This is a genomic window from Natrinema limicola JCM 13563 (assembly GCF_000337475.1).
Classification (GTDB): domain Archaea; phylum Halobacteriota; class Halobacteria; order Halobacteriales; family Natrialbaceae; genus Natrinema; species Natrinema limicola.
Map to the genome: position 1 here is coordinate 1 of NZ_AOIT01000029.1, position 20295 is coordinate 20295.

At 62.6% G+C, this 20295-nt stretch carries 26 protein-coding genes, 1 tRNA gene and 1 pseudogene; 20 read left to right on the forward strand and 8 right to left on the reverse strand.

Going from position 1 to position 20295, the window contains the following annotated elements:
• A partial coding sequence (gene thiD, locus C476_RS06045) for a bifunctional hydroxymethylpyrimidine kinase/phosphomethylpyrimidine kinase (RefSeq protein WP_008010911.1) occupies positions 1 to 1300 on the reverse strand: 1300 nt, incomplete at its 3' end.
• Between the two features lie 91 nt (positions 1301 to 1391).
• Between thiD and C476_RS06050 the strand changes: the two genes are divergently transcribed.
• The 6 genes from C476_RS06050 to C476_RS06075 all read left to right on the forward strand — a co-directional run bounded on the left by C476_RS06050 (position 1392) and on the right by C476_RS06075 (position 4918).
• The gene (locus tag C476_RS06050; RefSeq protein ID WP_008010912.1) at positions 1392 to 2075 is read left to right on the forward strand and encodes a rhomboid family intramembrane serine protease; all 684 of its coding nucleotides are present in this window, start codon (positions 1392 to 1394) and stop codon (positions 2073 to 2075) included.
• Positions 2076 to 2189: 114 nt separating this feature from the next.
• Positions 2190 to 2261 (forward strand) — tRNA-Ala (locus C476_RS06055).
• 107 nt (positions 2262 to 2368) lie between these two features.
• Positions 2369 to 2677 (forward strand): hypothetical protein, encoded by a 309-nt coding sequence (locus C476_RS06060; RefSeq protein ID WP_008010914.1) that lies wholly within the window; start codon positions 2369 to 2371, stop codon positions 2675 to 2677.
• 314 nt (positions 2678 to 2991) lie between these two features.
• Positions 2992 to 3195, forward strand: a complete 204-nt coding sequence (locus tag C476_RS06065) for a hypothetical protein (RefSeq protein ID WP_008010920.1) — start codon at positions 2992 to 2994, stop codon at positions 3193 to 3195.
• A gap of 86 nt (positions 3196 to 3281) precedes the next feature.
• Entirely contained in the window at positions 3282 to 4100 is an 819-nt protein-coding gene (locus C476_RS06070) for a hypothetical protein (protein ID WP_008010922.1), read from the forward strand.
• Between the two features lie 512 nt (positions 4101 to 4612).
• Positions 4613 to 4918: a hypothetical protein gene (locus C476_RS06075; protein ID WP_008010924.1), complete on the forward strand. Its 306-nt coding sequence runs from the start codon at positions 4613 to 4615 to the stop codon at positions 4916 to 4918.
• On the opposite strand, the pseudogene C476_RS06080 reads toward C476_RS06075, so the two are convergent.
• Positions 4915 to 5234, reverse strand: a pseudogene (locus C476_RS06080) (hypothetical protein); the annotation flags it as partial. The gene C476_RS06075 and the pseudogene C476_RS06080 sit on opposite strands and share 4 nt — an antisense overlap.
• 45 nt (positions 5235 to 5279) lie before the next feature.
• On the opposite strand from C476_RS06080, the gene C476_RS06085 reads away from it, so the two are divergent.
• Positions 5280 to 5747 carry a cupin domain-containing protein gene (locus tag C476_RS06085; protein ID WP_008010927.1) on the forward strand — a complete coding sequence of 156 codons (468 nt, stop codon included), beginning with the start codon at positions 5280 to 5282 and terminating at the stop codon, positions 5745 to 5747.
• A gap of 284 nt (positions 5748 to 6031) precedes the next feature.
• Here C476_RS06085 and C476_RS06090 read toward each other — a convergent pair whose 3' ends face one another.
• Positions 6032 to 6250, reverse strand: a complete 219-nt coding sequence (locus C476_RS06090; RefSeq protein WP_008010928.1) for a hypothetical protein — start codon at positions 6248 to 6250, stop codon at positions 6032 to 6034.
• 330 nt (positions 6251 to 6580) lie between these two features.
• Between C476_RS06090 and C476_RS06095 the strand changes: the two genes are divergently transcribed.
• The 3 genes from C476_RS06095 (at position 6581) to C476_RS06105 (ending at position 8989) form a co-directional block, all read left to right on the forward strand.
• Complete coding sequence (locus tag C476_RS06095; protein ID WP_008010929.1) at positions 6581 to 6859, forward strand: amphi-Trp domain-containing protein; 279 nt, start codon at positions 6581 to 6583, stop codon at positions 6857 to 6859.
• Positions 6860 to 6879: 20 nt separating this feature from the next.
• Entirely contained in the window at positions 6880 to 7758 is an 879-nt protein-coding gene (locus tag C476_RS06100) for a universal stress protein (protein WP_008010930.1), read from the forward strand.
• A gap of 160 nt (positions 7759 to 7918) precedes the next feature.
• Positions 7919 to 8989 carry a beta propeller repeat protein gene (locus C476_RS06105; RefSeq protein ID WP_008010931.1) on the forward strand — a complete coding sequence of 357 codons (1071 nt, stop codon included), beginning with the start codon at positions 7919 to 7921 and terminating at the stop codon, positions 8987 to 8989.
• Positions 8990 to 8993: 4 nt separating this feature from the next.
• On the opposite strand, the gene C476_RS06110 is transcribed toward C476_RS06105, so the two are convergent.
• Both C476_RS06110 and C476_RS06115 read right to left on the reverse strand, forming a co-directional pair.
• Positions 8994 to 9794, reverse strand: a complete 801-nt coding sequence (locus C476_RS06110) for a hypothetical protein (RefSeq protein WP_008010932.1) — start codon at positions 9792 to 9794, stop codon at positions 8994 to 8996.
• A complete protein-coding gene (locus tag C476_RS06115) occupies positions 9791 to 10996 on the reverse strand; it encodes an outer membrane protein assembly factor BamB family protein (protein WP_008010933.1) in 1206 nt (401 codons plus the stop codon). Before C476_RS06115 ends, C476_RS06110 begins: the two co-directional genes overlap by 4 nt.
• A 213-nt stretch (positions 10997 to 11209) precedes the next feature.
• Between C476_RS06115 and C476_RS06120 the strand changes: the two genes are divergently transcribed.
• The 7 genes from C476_RS06120 (at position 11210) to C476_RS06150 (ending at position 15562) form a co-directional block, all read left to right on the forward strand.
• Entirely contained in the window at positions 11210 to 11524 is a 315-nt protein-coding gene (locus tag C476_RS06120) for a 30S ribosomal protein S24e (RefSeq protein ID WP_008010934.1), read from the forward strand.
• A gap of 1 nt (position 11525) precedes the next feature.
• Positions 11526 to 11660 (forward strand): 30S ribosomal protein S27ae, encoded by a 135-nt coding sequence (locus C476_RS06125; RefSeq protein ID WP_008010935.1) that lies wholly within the window; start codon positions 11526 to 11528, stop codon positions 11658 to 11660.
• 68 nt (positions 11661 to 11728) lie between these two features.
• Positions 11729 to 13468: a bifunctional N(6)-L-threonylcarbamoyladenine synthase/serine/threonine protein kinase gene (locus C476_RS06130; RefSeq protein WP_008010936.1), complete on the forward strand. Its 1740-nt coding sequence runs from the start codon at positions 11729 to 11731 to the stop codon at positions 13466 to 13468.
• A 90-nt stretch (positions 13469 to 13558) separates the two neighbouring features.
• Positions 13559 to 13843, forward strand: a complete 285-nt coding sequence (locus C476_RS06135) for a DUF5808 domain-containing protein (protein ID WP_008010938.1) — start codon at positions 13559 to 13561, stop codon at positions 13841 to 13843.
• 113 nt (positions 13844 to 13956) lie between these two features.
• A complete protein-coding gene (locus C476_RS06140; RefSeq protein ID WP_008010939.1) occupies positions 13957 to 14508 on the forward strand; it encodes an XTP/dITP diphosphatase in 552 nt (183 codons plus the stop codon).
• A 144-nt stretch (positions 14509 to 14652) separates the two neighbouring features.
• On the forward strand, positions 14653 to 15066 hold the full coding sequence (locus tag C476_RS06145; RefSeq protein ID WP_008010942.1) for a universal stress protein: 414 nt from the start codon (positions 14653 to 14655) through the stop codon (positions 15064 to 15066).
• Between the two features lie 76 nt (positions 15067 to 15142).
• Positions 15143 to 15562 (forward strand): universal stress protein, encoded by a 420-nt coding sequence (locus C476_RS06150; RefSeq protein WP_008010945.1) that lies wholly within the window; start codon positions 15143 to 15145, stop codon positions 15560 to 15562.
• Positions 15563 to 16096: 534 nt separating this feature from the next.
• Here the strand turns inward: C476_RS06150 and C476_RS06160 are convergent.
• On the reverse strand, positions 16097 to 16597 hold the full coding sequence (locus C476_RS06160; RefSeq protein ID WP_049911639.1) for a universal stress protein: 501 nt from the start codon (positions 16595 to 16597) through the stop codon (positions 16097 to 16099).
• Positions 16598 to 16725: 128 nt separating this feature from the next.
• On the opposite strand from C476_RS06160, the gene C476_RS06165 reads away from it, so the two are divergent.
• Positions 16726 to 17364 (forward strand): SOUL family heme-binding protein, encoded by a 639-nt coding sequence (locus C476_RS06165; RefSeq protein WP_049911623.1) that lies wholly within the window; start codon positions 16726 to 16728, stop codon positions 17362 to 17364.
• Between the two features lie 46 nt (positions 17365 to 17410).
• On the opposite strand, the gene C476_RS06170 is transcribed toward C476_RS06165, so the two are convergent.
• Entirely contained in the window at positions 17411 to 17899 is a 489-nt protein-coding gene (locus C476_RS06170) for a DUF2267 domain-containing protein (protein ID WP_008010952.1), read from the reverse strand.
• 163 nt (positions 17900 to 18062) lie between these two features.
• Between C476_RS06170 and C476_RS06175 the strand changes: the two genes are divergently transcribed.
• Positions 18063 to 18767 (forward strand): DUF2270 domain-containing protein, encoded by a 705-nt coding sequence (locus C476_RS06175; RefSeq protein ID WP_008010953.1) that lies wholly within the window; start codon positions 18063 to 18065, stop codon positions 18765 to 18767.
• A gap of 61 nt (positions 18768 to 18828) precedes the next feature.
• Positions 18829 to 19710 carry a universal stress protein gene (locus C476_RS06180; protein ID WP_008010955.1) on the forward strand — a complete coding sequence of 294 codons (882 nt, stop codon included), beginning with the start codon at positions 18829 to 18831 and terminating at the stop codon, positions 19708 to 19710.
• Positions 19711 to 19719: 9 nt separating this feature from the next.
• On the opposite strand, the gene C476_RS06185 is transcribed toward C476_RS06180, so the two are convergent.
• Positions 19720 to 20172, reverse strand: coding sequence for a universal stress protein (locus C476_RS06185; RefSeq protein WP_008010957.1), 453 nt, complete (start codon positions 20170 to 20172; stop codon positions 19720 to 19722).
• Between the last annotated feature and the right edge of the window lie 123 nt (positions 20173 to 20295).

The following is a 20295-nucleotide window of genomic DNA, read 5'->3' on the forward strand; positions in this document are numbered from 1 at the left end:
GATGTGTATAAGAGACAGCCTCCTTCCCGACTTCGCCGCGGTCGATGACGGCAGCAGGCGGCTCGTCACGATCCCCGAAGGCCTGTCGGGCACCCCAGCCCATCGTGCTGTCCTCGATCTCCGCGACCTCGTCGGGCTGTTGTCCCCGATCGTACTCGGCGACCGGCCACGCGAGGGACTCGAGCGCTGCCTCGACACCCTTGTCGAATCGGCAGTTGACCGCAAAGCGGAGATCCGGGAAGAATTCCCGCGCGGAGAGGAGGAAACGAGCGACGTGGCTCGAGGCCCCGAACCGAACGCCGCGGTTGGGGTGGACCCCCGAGAGGGTCCGAGTGATCCGACCCTCGACGGCGGCCGTCTCGGCGACGGAGTCGGCATACGGCGTCGCACCGACGACGTTCATGCCCACTTCGGGAACCAGCGCCGACACGTCGGCGTCGACGAACCGATCGACGACCGCCTGTACCTCCTCGGCGGTGGGTTCTCGGGCCGCTTCGTTTCGCAGCGCGGCCATGTGGTTGACCGCGCCGTGGCCCTCTCCGACATCGTAGTAATGGCGTACTGCACGGGCGAGGAAATCCGTCGCACCGCCCACGGCGGGCTCGAGGGCCTCCCCCTTCGCGAGCCGGGCCGCGATCGCCGCGGCGAGCGTACAGCCGGAGCCATGCGTCGCGTCGGTGGCGACGCGTGGGTGCTCGAACGTCCGGACGGTGTCGTTGGTCACGAGCGTATCCCGTACCTGCTCGCCGGGGACGTGGCCACCTTTGATCAGGACCGCGTCGACGCCCGTCTCGAGGATCGCCTCGCCGGCCTCGCGGGCGCTTTCTTCGTCGGTGACGGCGATGTCGGTCAGCACCTCGGCCTCGTCGGCGTTGGGCGTCGCAACGGTCGCTGCGCCCAGCAGGTTCTCGTAGGCCCGCTCGGCCTCGGGCTCGAGCAACCGGTCGCCGGAGGTCGCGACCATCACCGGGTCAACCACAAGCGGAAAGTCGAAGGTCTGTGCGTGGTCGGCGACGGTCTCGATGACCTCGGTCGTCGCGAGCATCCCCGTCTTCGCCGCGCCGACCGCGAAGTCGTCAGTGACGGCCTCGAGTTGTGCGTCGACTTCGTCGCCCGGCAGGACGTGCGAGGACGCGACGCCGCGGGTGTTCTGGGCCGTGACGGCGGTGATCGCCGACGTCCCGAAGACACCGTGGGCGGCCATCGTCGCGAGATCTGCCTGGATGCCCGCGCCGCCGCCGGAGTCGCTGCCGGCGATCGTCAGCGCGACCGGTCGGCTCTCGGGTGCTGGTGTTCGCATACGAGATCGTATTCCGCGGTTGTACTAAGCCATGATGGTCCCCGTATCCGTGAAGACGGAGACTTTTGGCCATCGGAGTGTACGTATCCGTATGGCACGGCGCTCGCGGTCCCGAACGCAGCCCCCGTCCGCTCGGCGATCCGCTGGCGGCGCTGGAGATCGATCGACCGCCAACTCGAGGAGCCCGAGTCCGATCCTCGAGCTCCTCGTCGTCTTCGTGCTCGTCTTCGTCGCACAGGGGCTCACAGCGTTCGCGGGCGTGATGGGCGCGCTGTTCGTCCTCGCCCCGCCGCTGTCGACTAACCCGTGGACGATCGTCACCAGCGTCTACGCCCACAGCGGCCTCGGCCACCTGCTCTCGAACAGCCTCGCCCTGCTCGTCTTCGGCTGGCCGGTCGCGCGGGCGACCACGCGGCTTCGCTTTCACGTCTTCTTTGCGATCGCCGGCGCGATCGCCGGCGTCGCCCAACTCGTTCTGACGGGGACGCTTGCAGCGCTCCCGATCGTCCCCGTCGCGCCGACAGCCGGCGTCCTCGGTGCCAGCGGTGCCGTCTTCGCCCTGCTGGGCTATCTCGTCGCATCGAACCGGCTCTCGAGCGGCCTCGCCTCGCTCGTCGACGTCCCGAACTGGCTGTCGGCGCTCGTGTTCGTCGGGCTCGCAGTCGCGCTCACGCTTGCGACCGCCTCGCCCGGCGTCGCATTGCTCGCTCACTTCGCCGGCTTTCTGGTCGGCGCACTCGCCGGCCGCGCTCGCGTGCTTGCCGTCGGTACGTGACCGTTCGTGGCTCACTGCGGTGTGTCCCCGCCTCGAGTGCCCACCATGGTTCGCTGTCTCGAGTCGCCTCCGAAACACAAGCCTCAAATAGAAACCGCTGATAGGAACGTGCGAGGGCTCGTAGATCAGTGGCAGATCGCTTCCTTCGCAAGGAAGAGGCCCCGGGTTCAAATCCCGGCGAGTCCATTTCCTTCCGCTCACTTCGTTCGCTTCAGTCAATGGACTCGCCGTAGTCACACTCGCTTCGCTCGCGTGACTCCCGGCGAGTCCGTGGTCGTGTACTGTGAGCAACGGTGCTACTCACAGACGGGAGAGATGTCGTTTCAGCTATTGTCACGATTGAAGCGCTCGAGGCTGCCGAGCGTGGAATCGATGAGACGACGAGCGCACTGGTAGCGTGGTGTGCGAAACACGGTGTCGACGTTGACGATCGGCAGGAGGCCCGCGTCATGCTTCGGCTCCAGGACGTCGAGAACGTCGAGGCGCGACTGAAAGAGGCGTACCTACTGTGGACGGACGCCGGAAAGGACCCGGCCCGGTTCCGATCGGCTCAGGTCGACCTCGGCGAGCGCGGCAAGAGCGCGGCCTGGCGCTGGCTGTAGCAGGCGGTCGGCCAGTGGCAACGCTATTCTAATCCCCTTATTTCGTCGCTTTCAGCGTGTAATAGCCCCGGCTCGGCCCCCGATCGGTGCGCGCCGTGGGGTGGCCGGGGACGAGCCCCGGCCACACCTGACGGGGAACCACGACGGGGGCCGTCGGGTTCCCCGTTAGGGGTGTGGCTAAGGCCACTTCATCAAAATACACCGCACTGTCGTCCAGGCGACAGCACAATAAGCCGTAATGAAATCTCCATAGCCGTGATTATCAGATACGTCTACGGAGGTTTATCGTGAAGTTGCATCCAAACTTGAGCGTCATGCGACATCCACAAGACGATTTACTAATTGTCTACGCGTTGGCACTGCTTGCACATGAGTACGAGGGGTTGGAGAAAGAGGACCAAGCCTTGAACCTTGCAGCGGAGATTGCAGAGCAACATGGGCTTTCAGTAAGTGACGCAATTTTGCAATTCAGTCAGTTGTTTGGTATTATATTAGATTTGGTTGGATATATTAAATAGGTCACTGCTTGCCTGCTATCTCGTCTCTCAAATCGATAGCCAATAATGCCGAAGTTATTATCTACCTATGACAGATGTGAAAACACATGGCGAGTGGAATCAACCTCTCTGGTGATCAAATTGCGCTCGTTTTCTCTGGACTCTTGGTTGCATTGTATTATATGCAATACAAGACGCAGAAGAAACAGGCAGCGATACAGAGATCGCACAAAGATATTCTAAAGAAACAGTCAGATATTCAGGAGGATCAAACATCAATTATGAGAAGACAAGAAGAATGGATGCGGCTCGAACATAAGCCAGAAATATCGATTCGGGATTGGCAAATTGAGGATAATACTTCCAATTTCATAATTTCAAACCAAGGAAACGGACCGGCTTCTGATCTCAAGATTGACATAGATCTACTCCCACTTTATAAAAAATTTGAAGAGATGATAAATGATAATGACGCAATCATACACAAAGAGCCTGAAAACGTTCCTGATCGGCTATTGGAAGTAGATCCTACTCAATTCGTGCGTCGAACCGGCCTAAGTGATCATGATCAGAACTCCCAAACAATATATTCAGGTAATGAGCATAAATTTCGAACAAGTCCTCTTCTTTTGGGCGTGGAGGATCCAGATGAACCCGGAAAATATCTCTCGATTAGTATTGGAGATCTGTTGAATGAATATCACTCACATGGGTGTGAACAGATATTTTATATGTTCGTATTGAAATACGAATCTGTCTACGAATCAGAACAAGAGATGAAGTTATTTGGAGGATACCTTGATATTGAGGATGTAATAGAGATCGACGACCTTACTTTGGAAGATATTATAAGGGAAACTAACGTCCCATCAAACCCAGAAAACGCCATCAAACCAGACGTAAGAAGAGAAATCCCCTTCGGATGAGAAAATTAGACAAGACTCGAAAAAATCTCTCCTGTTTACCCCCAGGGGTTGCACGTCGACAAAATCTGATTCCCGAATATGCACACGAGCAGCAGTTCGTCGTGTGTATATTTTGCTTATCAGTACCTGATAAGCTCACGATCTGCGACAACTAGATCGAATTCACGGTCTCTCTTTTCTTGAGTGTCCGTACGAATTACTTCGAAAACAAGAGGAGATAGTTTGTGTTCACGAATATGGCCTAAGAGAAACCAGACGATGGAAAGTACCTAATATAAACAGGTGAAAGAAAGGCTATGAAGCTGTCTCGTCGCTCACTCGTATTGGGGCTACCAGTTCTCAGTAGTGGGTGCGTCGGGCGTAAGTCATCATCGGAGTTAAAACCACATGCAGACCGTGACAACGATGGCGTTCCCAACAACATTGACGACTATCCGACCGACGACAGCAGGGCGTACAAAGGCTCCCGATTCGTGGGGAGCCGAACGCTTCAACCTGGCGAATATACAGCCATGGCACTCACGAATTCGGAACAGGACAGTGGAGACATTGTGAAGTACGAGGTCACTGTGACGGGAAGCACGGGAATTGATTGTCTCGTTTTCCAGCGTGACGCGTACGATTCATATGCAGATGGTGCCCGTGATGTCTCAGTGATGTCTGAATATAGCCGCCTGGATGTCTCCGAAACAGAGGTCACCGAACAGATTGATAAGGGGGAATACATGTTTGTTGTCGATCACACGGATTTGCTAACCGAGCCGAGTACAGTCCCCGTCGAGGTGTCCTTCGTGGTTCAAATGATTGAACCGCCCTAAAATACAGAGTCGATTTGGATTTTTGCCTGCTCGGTGCCACGGTGATCACCGCCACCGTGCCAGCGGAGTAATGGCAAATCGCTCGAGCGAACCATCTTGTCCTGGAGGATCGTCAGTCCCGAGCGACCGTGTGGCCGGTAGACGACGAAACAGTACCAGCCGTCGTGACGCCGGAGCTTCTCGTGGTACTTGCGATAGACCTCCAATTCCCGGGCTGGCCGTCGGCGTGTTCGTGCATCGTGCTCTTGATTTCGACTGGCGTTCCGTTCCCGAACCTCGCGTCGTGCCAGCTCGCCCGCTCGAGATCGCCCATACGCCCTGGCCACTAGTCTATTTACCTCCACCGTGTGACCGTGTCACCATGAAGCACGTTAGCCTCGACGACGTCGATCGATGGATGAGTCCGGCAGAAAGCAAACGGTCGCTCTCGAACGCCCTCGAGGCCGACCACCTCGCGCTGAACCACTACATCCTCGAGCCCGGCGAGAGCTTCGGATTCGGCTATCATCGCCACGCTGATCAGGAAGAACTCTTCTACGTGCTCGAGGGGACGGCGACGTTCGAGACGGCGGATGGTGACGTGACCGTCAGCGCGGAGGAAGCGATCCGCTTTGCGCCCGGCGAATGGCAACGCGGCCGCAACGAGACTGACGAACGGGTCGTGGCGCTCGCACTCGGTGCGCCTGCCGAGACCGGCGAGACAGACATTCTCCGGATGTGTCCCGACTGTGGCGAGCGCCAGTTGGTCCGTATCGAACCGACCGCTGACCGCGACGCCCTCGTTGCCATCTGTGAGGAATGTGGTGCGGAGACGGTTCGTCACTCTTGATACTGCCGGACAGCAGTCAATACGAAGTCGGTCGTAAATTCGCGGCCGTCTCCACCGGTGACGGCCGCAGCAGCGCGACCGATCGTCACGTCGTTCTGTCCGGCAGTGTGAGTCCCGTTCTCCAGCGCTGTGTCTGCAGGTCCCGTCCCCGAGGCTATCGGTGACTGGCCTCGGAGACGGATTGTCTCCGCAGTGGAATACAAACTTTCGCTAGGGCCACCCGTTTGCACGTTACGGTGACGGAGATCACACGAGCACAGCCCTTCGTCCTCGAGCGACCGCTCTCAGTGAACGTCCGCCTCGAAGACGTCGTCTGCCTCGACGATTCGAAGTGCTGGCTCATCGCACGAACAGGTGTTGTGTGGGCTGATGGGGTGGATCGTTCCGTCTGGCGTAATCCAGACCGTAAGCAACTCGCCACAGGTGTTGCAGACGCCGGGCGCTTTCTCTTTGCGTTCGTCAGAGGGGGTTATCGAAATCGATCCATTGTGGGTTGTTCCCAAGGAACCTAGACGGAAAGTACCAGGGGAGTCGAGCCGACCGACGCTTGGTACCCCGCGGCGCTCGTCACGGTGGGGCGCAAGTCAGGTCGTGATTCGACTCGTGTGAGGTGAGTCATACGGTCTGCTGTCAGTCAGTTCCGGAGGGACTGCGAGCCGTCCTGCGGTTGCTCCGGTAAACAGTTACAGCAAACCGTATCAGTCCGGCTCGAGTCGCCACCGGCTTCGAGTCCGAGGTCGGTTCGGTACGCGAAAGTATCACAATAAGATGTGATTCTACCCTGCTGAGAGCTTCCCTGCGTGTTTATCCCAGTCCTTGATGTGCCGACGCACATGGGTGAACTCGAGACTGAAGCACAGAAATCTCGGTCGGAGATCGCAGCATATCTCCGCGGACTGGCAGATCAACTCGACGGTGACGGCGACGTGACACTCGAACTCGGTGAGACCACCGTCGCGATGACCCCGTCGGAGCCGATCACGTTCAAACTGGAAGGCGAGTCGGACTGGTCCGAGGGCGACACGGAGGCAAAACAGAGTATCGAATTCGAACTCGTCTGGTGGCGTGAGGCCCACACTGCAGACGAGGGCACGCTCGATATTCGCGAGTGACGCAGGGTCGACAGAGACAGATGTATACCCAAATCCTCTTTCCCACCGATGGCAGTGAGGGATCGGCAGCCGCGTTCGATCACGTCCTCGAGATCGCCGACAGCCACGACTCGACGGTTCACATCCTCAACGTGGCGGATACGACACAAGATAGCGTGCTCCGCCGGCAAGGCGAGGTCGTCGATACGCTCGTCCAGGAAGGCGAGACGATCGTCGACGATGCCGAGGATCGCGCCCAGCAGCGGGGGATCGAGACGGTCACCGAGGTCCGGCAGGGCGTCCCCTACAGTACGATCGTCGACTATGCAGCGTCACACGATGTCGATCTCGTCGTCATGCCGACCCACGGACGACGGGGGCTGCGCCGATTCCTGCTCGGCAGTACGACCGAACGCGTTATCAGGCAGGCCGAGACGCCCCTGTTGACGATCCGGCCGGATACCGACATGGTCGACTACCCATACCGGAGCGTATTGGTCCCGACCGATGGCAGCGAGAGCGCACAGGACGCACTCGCGACCGGGACCGATATCGCGACCGCCGAGGGGGCCGCGTTGCATCTCCTCTCGGTCGTCACGACCGCGACACTCGGTGTCGATGTCCGAAACGAGATCCAGCTGTCGATGCTCGAGGAGAGCGCGACCCAGATCCTCGACGATGCGTCGGCGTTCGCGACCGAGGCTGGCGTCGAGCCGGTCGCCGAAGCGATCGAGTTCGGCTCGTCGATCCCCCAGACGATCCGGACGTACATCGACGACCACGACATCGACCTCGTCGTCGTCGGCACGCACGGCCGCACGGGGTTCGATCGATATCTGCTCGGTAGCGTCACCGAACAGCTTGTTCGGACGTCGCCGGTTCCGGTACTGACCGTTCGCGGGGAGCGCGGCGAGACGTAACCGCAGTTCCTGCTCGTCTCGCTCGTGACGACCAAGACGGGACACGACTCATACGGTCTGCTGTAACGATTTCCCGGCGTATCCGCAGGACGGGTCGCGGAGACGCTGGAACTGACTGACGGTCGTCCGTATCATACGTCCCGCTCCCGTTCAGATAGGTATGGTAACAGCACTCGTGGTAGTTCGGGATCGATTGTTCGTCTGTACGAGCGACAGCCTCGAGCCGGACGGCTGGACAGCCACGTCGCGACTCGAGGGACGTGCCCTCGAGTGTGTCGCTGCCCATCCGAGCGCGCCCGATCAGGTGTTCGTCGGCACCCGCGACGGATTGATCCGCTCCGTCGACGGCGGGAAATCGTTCGACCGCCACGAGACACAGTTCGTGGCCGAGGGCACAGCAGGCGGACGGACGGTCGCGCGGACCGACGCGACGTTGGATGGCCGCGAGGGCGACCGCGTGATGGCCGTGACGGTGAGCCCAGACCCAGACGTGGTCTATACCGGAACCGAACCCAGTCGTCTCTATCGCTCGCGTGACGGCGGCGACTCCTGGACGCATCTCGAGGGGCTTGCCGCGCTTTCCTCGGCCGACGAGTGGTCGTTTCCGCCGCGGCCACACACCCACCACGTCCGGACGCTCGCGGTCGATCCGTTCGATCCCGATCGGCTCGCCGTCGGGATCGAGGCCGGCGCGTTCGTCACCACGCCCGACGGCGGCGAGACGTGGCACGAGCGGCCGCCGGGCTCGCGCCGGGACAATCACAGCCTCGTGACCCATCCCGATCGCGACGGTCGGCTCTACGCCGCGGCCGGCGATGGCTACGCCGAGAGCGACGACTTCGGTGACTCGTGGCGACATCCACAGGACGGGCTCGCACACCGGTATTGCTGGTCGGTCGCCCCCGATCCAGGTGATCCAGACCGCGTCATGATCTCGAGTGCACGCGGTGCGAGGACGGCACACACTCCGAGCAGAGCGAACTCGTTCGTCTATCGGCGCGCGGGTCAGGGAGAGTCGTGGGAACGGCTCGAGGGACGCGGCCTCCCGACCGGCGAGGGTGTCGTCCGCACGGTGCTTGCGACGATCGGCGAGCCGGGCGTCGTCGTCGCGGTCAACAACCGCGGGCTGTTTTGGACGCGGGATTTCGGTGACTCGTGGACACAGGGTGACGTCGACTGGTCTGAGGGACTCGAGGAGGAGACGCCGCGCGGGCTGGTCGCGCTTCCCTGAGCCGTCAGTGACCGCCGTGACCGTCGGTAGCTGTCTCCCGGACGACGGCAGCTGTGACGGCGTGAACCGAGCCCACGAGGGCGGTACTCAGGATCGTGCCGACCCCCGGAACGAGTCCGAGAAGCCACGCAGCGAGGCCGAATGCGACGACGAGCGGGAGAATCGACCAGCCACGACCGCGAGTTGCGCGTGCGCTCCGCTGGAGTGCAATGATCGGTCCCGATCCGGTGACGATGAACGCCGGCGCAGCGAACACGCGAACGAAGACGACGAAGAGAGGGATGATCAGGACGAGTCCGGCGATCAATCCGACATCGTCCCCGACGACCGCGGTAAGGATGCGAAACACCACGTCGAACGACGCGACGAGGCCAACGTACGCGAGCAGTCGCCGCGGCGTCGTCCCGCCGCTGTCGGCCGACAGCCCGCGAGCGATCGTCACGGTGCCAGCGGCCGCGATAACGAAGACGGCGACGACCTCGAGTGTGAGTCCCCAGACGAGATAGGGCAGTTTCAGATCGATCAGGGACGACAGCGCTCGTGCCGTCTCCGGCACACCGGTCGGGTAGCCAGTGTACGCGACGGTGACCGTCGCGCCGGTTTGCTCTCCCGGGATCGTCGGGAGCGGATCGTGGCGTCGAATCCAGTCGAGGAGCCAGAGGCACACGCCGGCGACGACGAACGGCACGAAAAGAACGGGATCGCGCTGGAGTCGATCGAGCGCCAGCGAGACCGGTGAGGCCGGACGGCCAGCGCCGGCGCGATCGCTTCCATCCAGTGTTGGATCGAACGGTTCCTCAGTCATGGCTCGTCCTCCAGAGCAAGCACCTGATCGCCGTCGACGACATAGAGCACGCCGTCTCCAACCGCGGGCGGGGAGAAATACCACTCCGATTCACGAGTAAAGTGTCGTTCGCCAGTCGCTGCGTCGAACGCGATGAGTTCGGCACCGCTCGTCATGTAGACGACGCCGTCGGCGACGACCGGTGTCGCTTCGTGACGAAACGCGACTGACCACACGTCGGCACCCGTCTCGAGGTCGAGCGCATACAGCGACTCGTTGCCGTCGCTGACGAACACGCGCCCCTCGGCGACGGCGACAGCCCCCTCGGTCGCGTTCCCGTCGAGATTTCGCGTCCAGCGAACGTCACCGCTGTCCTCGTACAGTGTTACGCCGCGTCGAGTCGGAACGACGACGCCGGTTTCAGTGGCCGTTGGCGGCCGGTTGACATCGGTATCGTCGAGTGACTCAGCCCACTGCTTGGAGCCGGTTTCAGCGTCGAACGCCGCCACGTCACTGGGCCAGCCGGTCGCGTACACGGTGTCACCGCTTACTGCAGGCCGGAAGGCGGTGCCACCGATGTCGCCCCCGGGAAACCGTCGCCGCCATCGCTCGCGGCCGTTGTCCGCCTCGAGCGCGACGATATCGCTTGTGGTGGGAGCCACAGCGTACACTGTCTCGTCGACCGTGACTGGCGGCGGTGCCTTCGAGGGGCCGAAAACGGACGGCTCCGGCTCGGTACCCGGCCCGCGCCACCGTTGTTTGCCAACACGAACGCCGAACAGTGCCATCCCGCCGCCGGCGTTCAAACCGACGGTCCCACCGGGTGAACTGATCGCCAGCGTTTTCGTTCGATAAATCGACGTCGCGGCACATGCGGGACTCGAGTGGGAGACGCCGTAGTTGTCGTACGAGAACCGGACGTCACCCGTGGCGGCATCGAGTGCGAGCAGGTTCTCGGTGCCGGCGTAGACCGTCCCGTCGACGACCACCGGTGGATCGGGTTCGAGCCCGCCGGTCCGCTCGAGGTCTCCGGCCCACGCGACTCGCGGATCGGCTTTCGGCCCCGAGGCGTCGGGGTTGTAGCCGGTGCCAGCGGCGTCGTATCGGGCCATCGGCCAGTCGAGTGTCGCCGACGTAGACTGCGCGGCCGTCACGGTGTAGCCACCGATGAGGCCAGCCGCGGCGAGTCCGATACCGGCGAGCGCCTGTCGTCTGGAGGGCATTCGATTCGATCTAGTTACGTTCTGATTGAAATATATTTATAAAGTTATGTATCGCTTGGAAGTTACATGACGGCGAAACCGTCTCCCGAGCGCGTTTTCGTTCGAGACGGGCGAAACGAGCCGAACCAGTGCAATCGATCGCCGGAACACGGGTGGGTGGTTCGAAATCCTTTTAGGCGCTACACGGGGATAGTAGAGTAACTGAGTGATATCATGGACGTCGACATCATCTCCGAGGAGGAGAACCCCATGTTGCATCGAACTGACGTGACCTTCGAGCTGTCCCACGAGGACGCCACCCCAGAGCGCCTGCAGGTCCGGGATAGCCTCGCCGCGAAGCTGAACAAGGACGCCGACGAGGTCGTCATCCGCAAACTCGACACCAAGTTCGGAATGCGTACGACCGTCGGCGAGGCGAAGGTCTACGACACCGCCGACGACGCCCGCGACGTCGAGCAAGACCACATGCTCGAGCGCAACAAGATCGGCGCCGAAGAAGACGTTGACGCTGAAGCGGAGGAGGCCTAAGATGGCGCGCTACGACCTCTACAACGACGACGGCACTACCAGCGGCGAACTCTGCCCGCGCTGTGGCGACGTCTTCCTCGCCGACCACGGCGACCGCAAACACTGCGGGAAGTGCGGCTACACCGAGTGGGAATAACCCCTGAGTGATTGCCGACGTGCCGCGGACGGAGTTGGCACGTCGACGCGTCTTACCCGTTTTCATCCGTGAGTAATTCCATCCGTATCCTCGGGATCGAAGGCACCGCCTGGGCTGCCAGCGCGGCGCTTTTCGACGCCGAGACCGACGACGTAGTCATCGAAACCGACGCCTATCAGCCCGAGAGCGGCGGCATTCACCCCCGCGAGGCGTCCGAACACATGCACGACGCCATCCCGGAGGTCGTCGGCCGCGTGCTCGAGCACGCGCGCGAGACTCACGACGGACCGCCGTCGGAGCCGCCGGTCGACGCCGTCGCCTTCTCCCGTGGCCCCGGGCTCGGCCCCTGTCTGCGCGTCGTCGGGACCGCCGCCCGGGCGCTGAGTCAGGTCCTCGAGGTTCCGCTGGTCGGCGTCAATCACATGGTCGCTCACCTCGAGATCGGCCGCCACACCTCCGGGTTCGACTCGCCGGTCTGTCTCAACGCCAGCGGGGCGAACGCACATCTACTGGCCTACCGCAACGGCCGCTATCGCGTTCTCGGGGAGACGATGGACACCGGCGTCGGGAACTCGATCGACAAGTTCACCCGCCACGTCGGCTGGTCCCATCCCGGCGGGCCGAAGGTCGAAGAGGCAGCCAAAGACGGCGAGTACGTCGATCTGCCCTACGTCGTCAAGGGGATGGACTTCTCGTTTTCGGGAATCATGAGCGCTGCCAAGCAGCGCTACGACGGGGTCTCCGCGAGCGGAGGCTCGTCGGACTCGTCCGACGGTGGTGTCCCGGTCGAGGACATCTGTTACTCCCTCCAGGAGAACATCTTCGGGATGCTAACCGAAGTCGCAGAGCGTGCCCTGTCACTGACTGGCAGCGACGAACTCGTCCTCGGTGGTGGCGTCGGGCGAAACGCCCGCCTGCGCGAGATGCTCGCCGAGATGTGTGCCCAGCGCGGGGCCGACTTCCACGCGCCCGAACCGCGCTTTTTGGGTGATAACGCCGGGATGATCGCCGTACTCGGTGCGAAAATGTACGCCGCGGGCGATACGCTCGCACTCGAGGAGTCACGTGTCGACCCCAATTTCAGGCCCGATCAGGTGCCGGTGACATGGCGTGGGAGGGCCGAGCGAAGCGAGGACCTCGAAAACGCGAGCGGTGACGTGAGGAACCGCGAGCGAGCCGATGAGCCCGAGCTTGCGGCCGGCCGCGGCGCGGGCTCGGACGACAGTCAGGTCCGCGGGGCCGAAGCGCTGGTCGATCTCGAGCCCGACGCCGGCCGCGTCACGAAGCGTCGCCGGGCCAAGACCTACCGCCACCCCGCCCTCGACGAGCGACTCCGCACGGAACGGACGACACTCGAGGCCCGCCTGACCAGTCTGGCCCGCCGTGAGGGGGTTCCGACGCCGGTCCTGTCAGATGTCGATCGGAGCGAGGCGCGACTGGAACTCGAGTACGTCGGCGACCGCGACTTACAAGCGGCGCTGTCGCCCGACCGCGTCCGTGACGTCGGCCGCCACCTCGCGCGGCTCCACCGGGCCGGGTTCGTCCACGGCGATCCGACGACGCGAAACGTTCGCGTTGATGGCGATCGAACGTATCTCATCGACTTCGGGCTTGGCTATCACACCGACCACGTCGAGGACTACGCGATGGACCTGCACGTCTTCGATCAGAGTCTCGTCGGCACCGCCGACGATCCCGAGCCGCTTCGCGAGGCGGCCCGCGAGGGGTACCGCGACGTTGGTGACAAACGAGTGCTCGAGCGCCTGCACGACGTGGAGGGACGTGGCCGCTATCAGTCTGACACATAAGCGGACCCGCGTCGGTGGACCGCTGTTGGCGACTCGCAGCGCTCGTCGCAGCACACAATATCTTTATCGGGGGACGACGTATCACCGTCCATGGCAGACAAGCCGACTTCCGGTGAGATTCTTGGGATTCCGTACAATTTCGAACGACCGAGCATCGGCCGCATGCTCTCGGCGTACTGGCAGCCCGGCGAAGGCATGCTCGTCGAGAAACCCTTTGGCGTCGGCTATACGCTGAATCTCGCCAACTGGCGGTCGTGGCTCGTCGTCCTCGTCGCCGGCGGCCTCCTCTGGCAACAGGAGAAAGGCTCGAGCGACGACAGTGAGGAGCGAGCGGACGAGCCAGTCGAAGTCATCGTCGACGAGACCGACGACTGAGCGCGAGACTGTTCTTTCTCGCGACCGCGTTTGCGACTCGCCACACAGCGGACCGTCTGAGGAGCCGCCGCGCAACCGACGACGCTTTGCCGCCGACGCACCGTCGCTCGCATATGGCCATTCAATTCGTCACCGGCAACGAGGGGAAAGCCCGCGAGGCACGCGAGTATCTCGAGGGGCTCGAGCCCGTCGAACAGATCGAGTACGACTACACCGAGGTCCAAAGCGACTCGCTCGCCGAGATCGCGGCTCACGGGGCCCGCGAGGCGTTCGAGGAGTTGGGAAGCGACGAGCCGGTGCTGGTCGACGACGCCGGGCTGTTCGTCGACGCGCTTGGGGGCTTTCCAGGGCCGTACTCGGCGTACGTCGAGGACACCGTCGGCGTCGAGCGGCTATGGCGACTCGCCGAGACCGAGGAGAACCGCCGTGCACGCTTCCGGACCGTCCTCGCGTACGCTGACGCCGACGGGACGGAGACGTTTTCGGGCTCGGTCGCCGGCACGCTCGTCGCCCCCCGCGGCGAGGGCGGGTTCGGCTACGACCCCATCTTCGAGTACAACGGGCAGACGATGGCCGAGATGAGTACCGAGGAGAAAAACGCGATCTCCCATCGTGGGCGCGCGCTCGCGGCGTTCGCGGAGTGGTACGCCGACCGCGAGGCGTGATCGACTGCGGTCTCGGCCTGAGACGGGCTGCCGTCACTGGGTTCCGGCGCACCCGCCCTGCTCTGGGAGTGTACCGAAACTGACTGGCAGGTGCCCGTATGAAACCTATAAGCGTCAATCGGTGGTGGGACGAGACACGCCGACATGTACGATACGATCCTCGTTCCGACCGACGGCAGCGATGCGGCGAACCGGGCGACCGAACACGCGGTAAGTCTCGCTCGCACGTTCGATGCTGACCTGTACGGCCTCTACGTCGTGGACACGCAGCGATACGGCAAGCAAACGCTCGGGACCGACGACGTTCTCGAGGAACTCGAGAAACGGGGCCGTGAGGTACTTGCGGAACTCGAAGAGCGGGCCGACGCGGATCAGGTGCCGGTCACGACCGAGGTCGTCGACGGCCGCCCCTCGTCGGAGATCATGGCGTACGCAGACGAGGTCGACGCCGACCTGATCGTCCTCGGCAACCGCGGACTCGGTGGCATCGGGGGGACGATCGGGAGCAACGCCGAACGTGTCGTTCGGTACGGGGATCGCCCGGTCATTACGGCCTGACACTCAGGCGCGAAAACGTATCACACGACGGCGTGTGAGCTATTTCTCCCGGATTCGCGTGGACCGTACTGCGACGATGTACGATACGATCCTCGTTCCGACAGACGGCAGTGACCCGGCAAACCGCGCCGTCGAACACGCGCTGGCGCTGGCCGAACACTACGATTCGCACGTCGACATTCTCTATTGCGTCGAGACCTCCCGCTACGGCGAACCCGCACTCAGCAGCGCCGAAATCGTGCTCAACGACCTCGAGGAGCGCGGCCAGGCGCTGCTCGACGACCTCGCCGAGCGCGCCGACAACTACGGAACCGAAGTCTCCACGTGTCTCTGCCATGGCCGTCCCTGGGAGGAGATCCTCGCGCGGGCCGATACCGTCGACGCGGATCTCCTCGTGATCGGCTATCAGGGCCAGAGTCACTCTCGTGGCGGCAAGATTGGAAGCACTGCCGAACGCGTCGTCCGATCGGCTGACAGGCCGGTGTTGACTGCCTAAGTCTACTCGATTTAGATTTGTTGAAACGGCTCCCTTTATGTATAAAAAGAGACGAAACGTCCGGTCGATGAAGAATGCGAACTGGCCGTTACACCTCGCTCGTCGAGTGGTCATCTGCCTTGATCGAACTCAAGACAGACACCACACTCCCCAAGAATGCGAGAGCGACAACGAGTAATCCAACTATAGGATAGAGACTCGACATAAATCCAGATATTTCCAAGTAAATCCCATACAGAATGAGTGCTATCCCGAATAGGGAACCATCTCTTGACAAGGACATCTGTACGCCAGCATACATGTATGGTGGATATTCTTTATGAATCGCTGATACGATCGCGACCTGGCTGAACGACTGAGACTATGAAAAGCGACCAACTGCTGCGGATTTCAATAGCGCCCTCGCTTCGTGTCGTAGCAGTCGGCCAGCCCACTCGAGCCCTGATACGGTCTGCTGTCAGTCAGTTCCGGTGCAACCGAGACCCGTCCTGCGGTTGCACCGGGACACCGGTACAGCAGACCGTATGAGCGACGTTACTCCGATTCTGATTCCGAGTCAGGATAGAAATCCGGATGTGGCTCGAGGCCCGCAAGCCGTGGCGGCGACGTCTGGCGGACGATGTGGACGTCGTAGGTGTCGTCGGCGGCGACGTGGACGCCGACGCTCGCCAGCGGCGTCACGACGCGGCCGACGTTGTCGCTGCCGAGGAACACGACTGTCGGATCGTACTGTTGTGCCAGTCGCTCGATTCGACCAGCCAGTCGCTGTTCGGGTGGAAACTCGCGAATCCGGTCGTACTCGAACGTGGCGTCGGGTGCGATCGACTCGACCTGCTCGCGAAGGGTCGCGATGACTGCGTCGACGTCGAACGCCTCGTCGGGACCGATCCAGCCCTTCTCGCGTGCGTAGCCTTTCCGTTCTGGGACGACGCTGATGGCTGCGACCGGCTCCTCGAGGGCACGGCCGTACTCGACGGCCCGTGCAAGCGCTGTTTCGGCCAGTTCCGATCCATCGAACGGGACGACGAACGTCATACCGACAGCAATGGCGGGGACGATAGTAACGTTGTGGGCCAGTGCCCACTTCTCGAGGCCGGCCGGTTCCGAGCACGTCTTGAGAACAGTCACCAGCACTATCGGTGTACGCGTGGTGGTCGCCAGTTATGCGATCGATACGGCGGCTCGTGCTCGCGCTCGGCGGTCTGCTCGCCGCGTGGATCGGCTGGGGCGTCTACGTCAGCCGGACGACCGAACGCATCCCCTCGGAGACGTTGGCTCGATTCGACGGCGTCGAGATTCGGCAGTATCCGCGATCGGTGCTCGTCGAAACGACAGCGCCGAACAACCGAACGGCGTTCCGGCGGCTCTTTCGCTACATTTCGGGTGCGAACGCACGAGATGAAGACGTTGCGATGACCACACCGGTGGCAACCCAGCGCGAATCGATTTCGATGACTACGCCTGTCCGAACTGACGCCGACGACGGCCGCGTGACGATGGCGTTCTATCTCCCGGATACGTACACGCCCGAGACCGCCCCAGTACCGACCGACGCCGACGTTCGACTCGTCGTCGAACCGGAACGAACGGTTGCTGTCAGGCGGTTCTCGTGGTATGCGACGGCCGACCGCGTCGACCGCCAGCGGAACCGGTTACTCGAGACGCTCGAACGACGCGGGATCGAGACGCGTAGCCAGCCAGTGGTGCTCCAGTACAACGATCCGTGGACGCCGCCGTTTATGCGGACCAACGAAATCGAGGTTCGGATCGAGGAGTCCGGCAACTGGTCCCGTCCCGACTGATGGCGGGCTGTGCAGCGACAACGCCGACCGGATGACAGCGTTCGGTTCAGGCGTCCGGATCGTCCGCGCCGGTTTCCTCCGGTTCTGGTTGTGGCCCGCCGCCGGTCTGTGCTTCCTCGGCCTCACCCCAGCCACCGGCGTCGATCACTTCGAATAGCTTCCCCCAGTTCTCGTCGTGCTGGTCCTCGGGGAGCTGATTTCGGAGCTGCTCGAAATCGGACGGTGCCACCAGGGTCTCGACGAGATCGATGATAACGCGGGCGTGATAGGCCGCGGTCGACGGATCGGTCTCCTCGATCTCGCTGACTCGCGAGACGAACTCGCTCCAGTCGAATCGCTGGCCGTGGTCGGCGACGGCACCGGTCATGTACCAGCGGATCTCCATCGGGAGCGACGCGGCGAGATCCTCGGCTGCACCCGCCGGAATGCGCTGTCCGAGCGTCATGAGCGTCGCCCGGATCGCCCGCACGGTCTCGCCAGTGCCTGGGAGTTCGAGTCGGTGCTGGATCTGGCCGGTAAACTCGTCGAAGTTCATCCTCGTTCCCATCCGACCACGATCACGGCCATAAACCCCTGTTCACAGGCAGTGACCTGATTCAGAGAGCGCCAAATTTGCCGATTCATACCGCCGGGTGGCAGTCCCACGTCATGACGAAATCCACGCCTTCTTTCGCTTCGATTGAGTACGGTCTCCCACGATGGACCGTGAGTCAACAAAAGACGTCGATCCGACCGACGCCGAACACCGCGAGATCGGACGCGGGTTGCTGGAGGAGGAGATGGGGCCAAGCTCGAGTCTGGCCCACCTCTACCGGGGCGAAATCCACCGGATGAAGTTCTGGCGTGAGCGACTCGATCAGACGACCTACTGGGCGATCGTCATCATGAGCGCCATCCTGACGTGGACGTTCTCGAGCCGGAACAACCCTCACTACATCCTCCTGCTGGGGACGGCGGCGCTGACCGCGTTCCTGGTGATCGAGGCGCGTCGCTTCCGCGGCTACGACATCTGGCGTGGACGCGTCCGGGCGCTCCAGAAGAACGTCTTCGCGTACGGCCTCGACCCCTCGGCCGGCCTCGAGGACCCCAACTGGCGCGAGAAGCTGAGCCGGGACTACCGACAGCCAGTGATCAAGATCTCCTTCGAGGAAGCGATCGCGCATCGATTGCGCCGGATTTATCTGGTGTTGTTTTCGATCACGCTGAGTGCGTGGGTCATCCGCATCGCGGCCTTTTCCACCCGGCCGTGGCCTGAAAGCGCCGCCGTCGGCAGCATTCCTGGGCTGGCGGTCACTGTGACGGTCGTTGCGTTCTATCTGCTCTCGGTGTTCATCGCGATGCGAAACCGGACGTGGCAAAGTGAGGACGAACTCCGCACGGAGGCGGTCGGGCAGGACCGGTAACGCGAGCACGTACCGACGGCTGACCATATACTGAAGGAGCCGTCCCTCGAAGGACGAACCAATGTACGACCGCATTCTGATCCCCGTCGACGGCAGCGACGAGGCCACACGGGCTGCACGCCGCGGCCTCGATCTCGCCCGGCGGTTCGACGCGGCCGTCGACGTCCTCCACGTCATCGACCGGCGCTCGAGTACCCGGACGAGCGACGAGCAGGCACAACTCCGGGAGCGCGGCGAAGAAATCGTCGCTGAAATCGAGCGGCTTGCAGCCGACCACGACCAGTCGGTGACGACGACGGTAACCGACGGCTCGCCCGCGGCACGGATCGCCAGGCTCGCGGCCGATTACGAGACGGGACTGATCGTCATTGGGCGACAGGGGATCACGGGACTGGGAAAACGGCTTCTCGGCGGCGTCACTGAGGGGGTCCTCCATCGGAGCGACGTACCCGTCCTCGTCGTGCCGAAAGGCGACCGGTCGACCGGCGACTCGTTCGATTACGACCGACTGCTCGTGCCGACCGACGGGAGCGACAACGCCACCCGTGCTGCCCCCCACGCCAGTGCCGTCGCACGGCAGTGCGGGGTGACCGCGCACGTCCTGAGCGTCATCGATCTGCAGGCCGCCGGCGGGGCGTTCAGCGCGGGCGGCCTCGAGGGATCGCTCGTCGACCGCCTCGAGGACGAAGGCGAGGCGATCGTCGACGAACTCGCGGGCGAAATCGACGCGGCGGGCGACGTCGATGTCGAGACTGCCGTCACCAAAACGTCGCTCGACGGCGTTGCGGCCGAAATCCGTGAGTACATCGGGAGCCACGACATCGATCTCGTCGTCATGGGCTCGCACGGCCGGTCGAACCTCCGGCGACAACTGCTCGGGAGCGTCTCCGGGGCCGTGCTCCGGTCGGTCGACGTGCCGATGCTGATCGTGACGCGCTCTTGAGACGTCCGCTTACGAGTCGTCCGTCGGACTTTCGTCGCGAACGACCGTTACCGTCCCGGGGGCACGGCGAACGACCCGTTCGGCGACGCTGCCAAGCAGGAACCGCGAGAGCCCACGTCGTCCGTGGCTCCCGAGGACGATCTGATCGATGTCGTGGTCTTCCGCATACGAGACGATCGTATCGGAGACGATCCCGACCTCGGTCACCGTCGTGATCTCGGTGTCGTACTCGCTGGCGATCTCCTCGGCGTTCTCGAGGACGGCTTCGGCAGCGTCCTTCGATCGCTCGAAGGCGTCGTCCGCGTAAAAGACCCCATCGACGCCGGCAGAGCCGGCCCACTCCCGTGGATCGTTGACGTGGAGAACGTGGATCTCCGCATCATCGGCATTCGAGAGCGCGTGCTGTAGTGCAGCGGTCGCTTGTGGTGATTCGTCGAACGCAACCAGAACTGTCGTTGTCATACGTGATCCGTCGGCCGCCAGCGGCAAATCGCTTGAGGATTCCGCCCCATGATGGGAAGGCGACGGCACCGTGCCGGGATGTCCTCCCTGTCCTCACCTCGCCAGTTTCGTCTCATACGGACT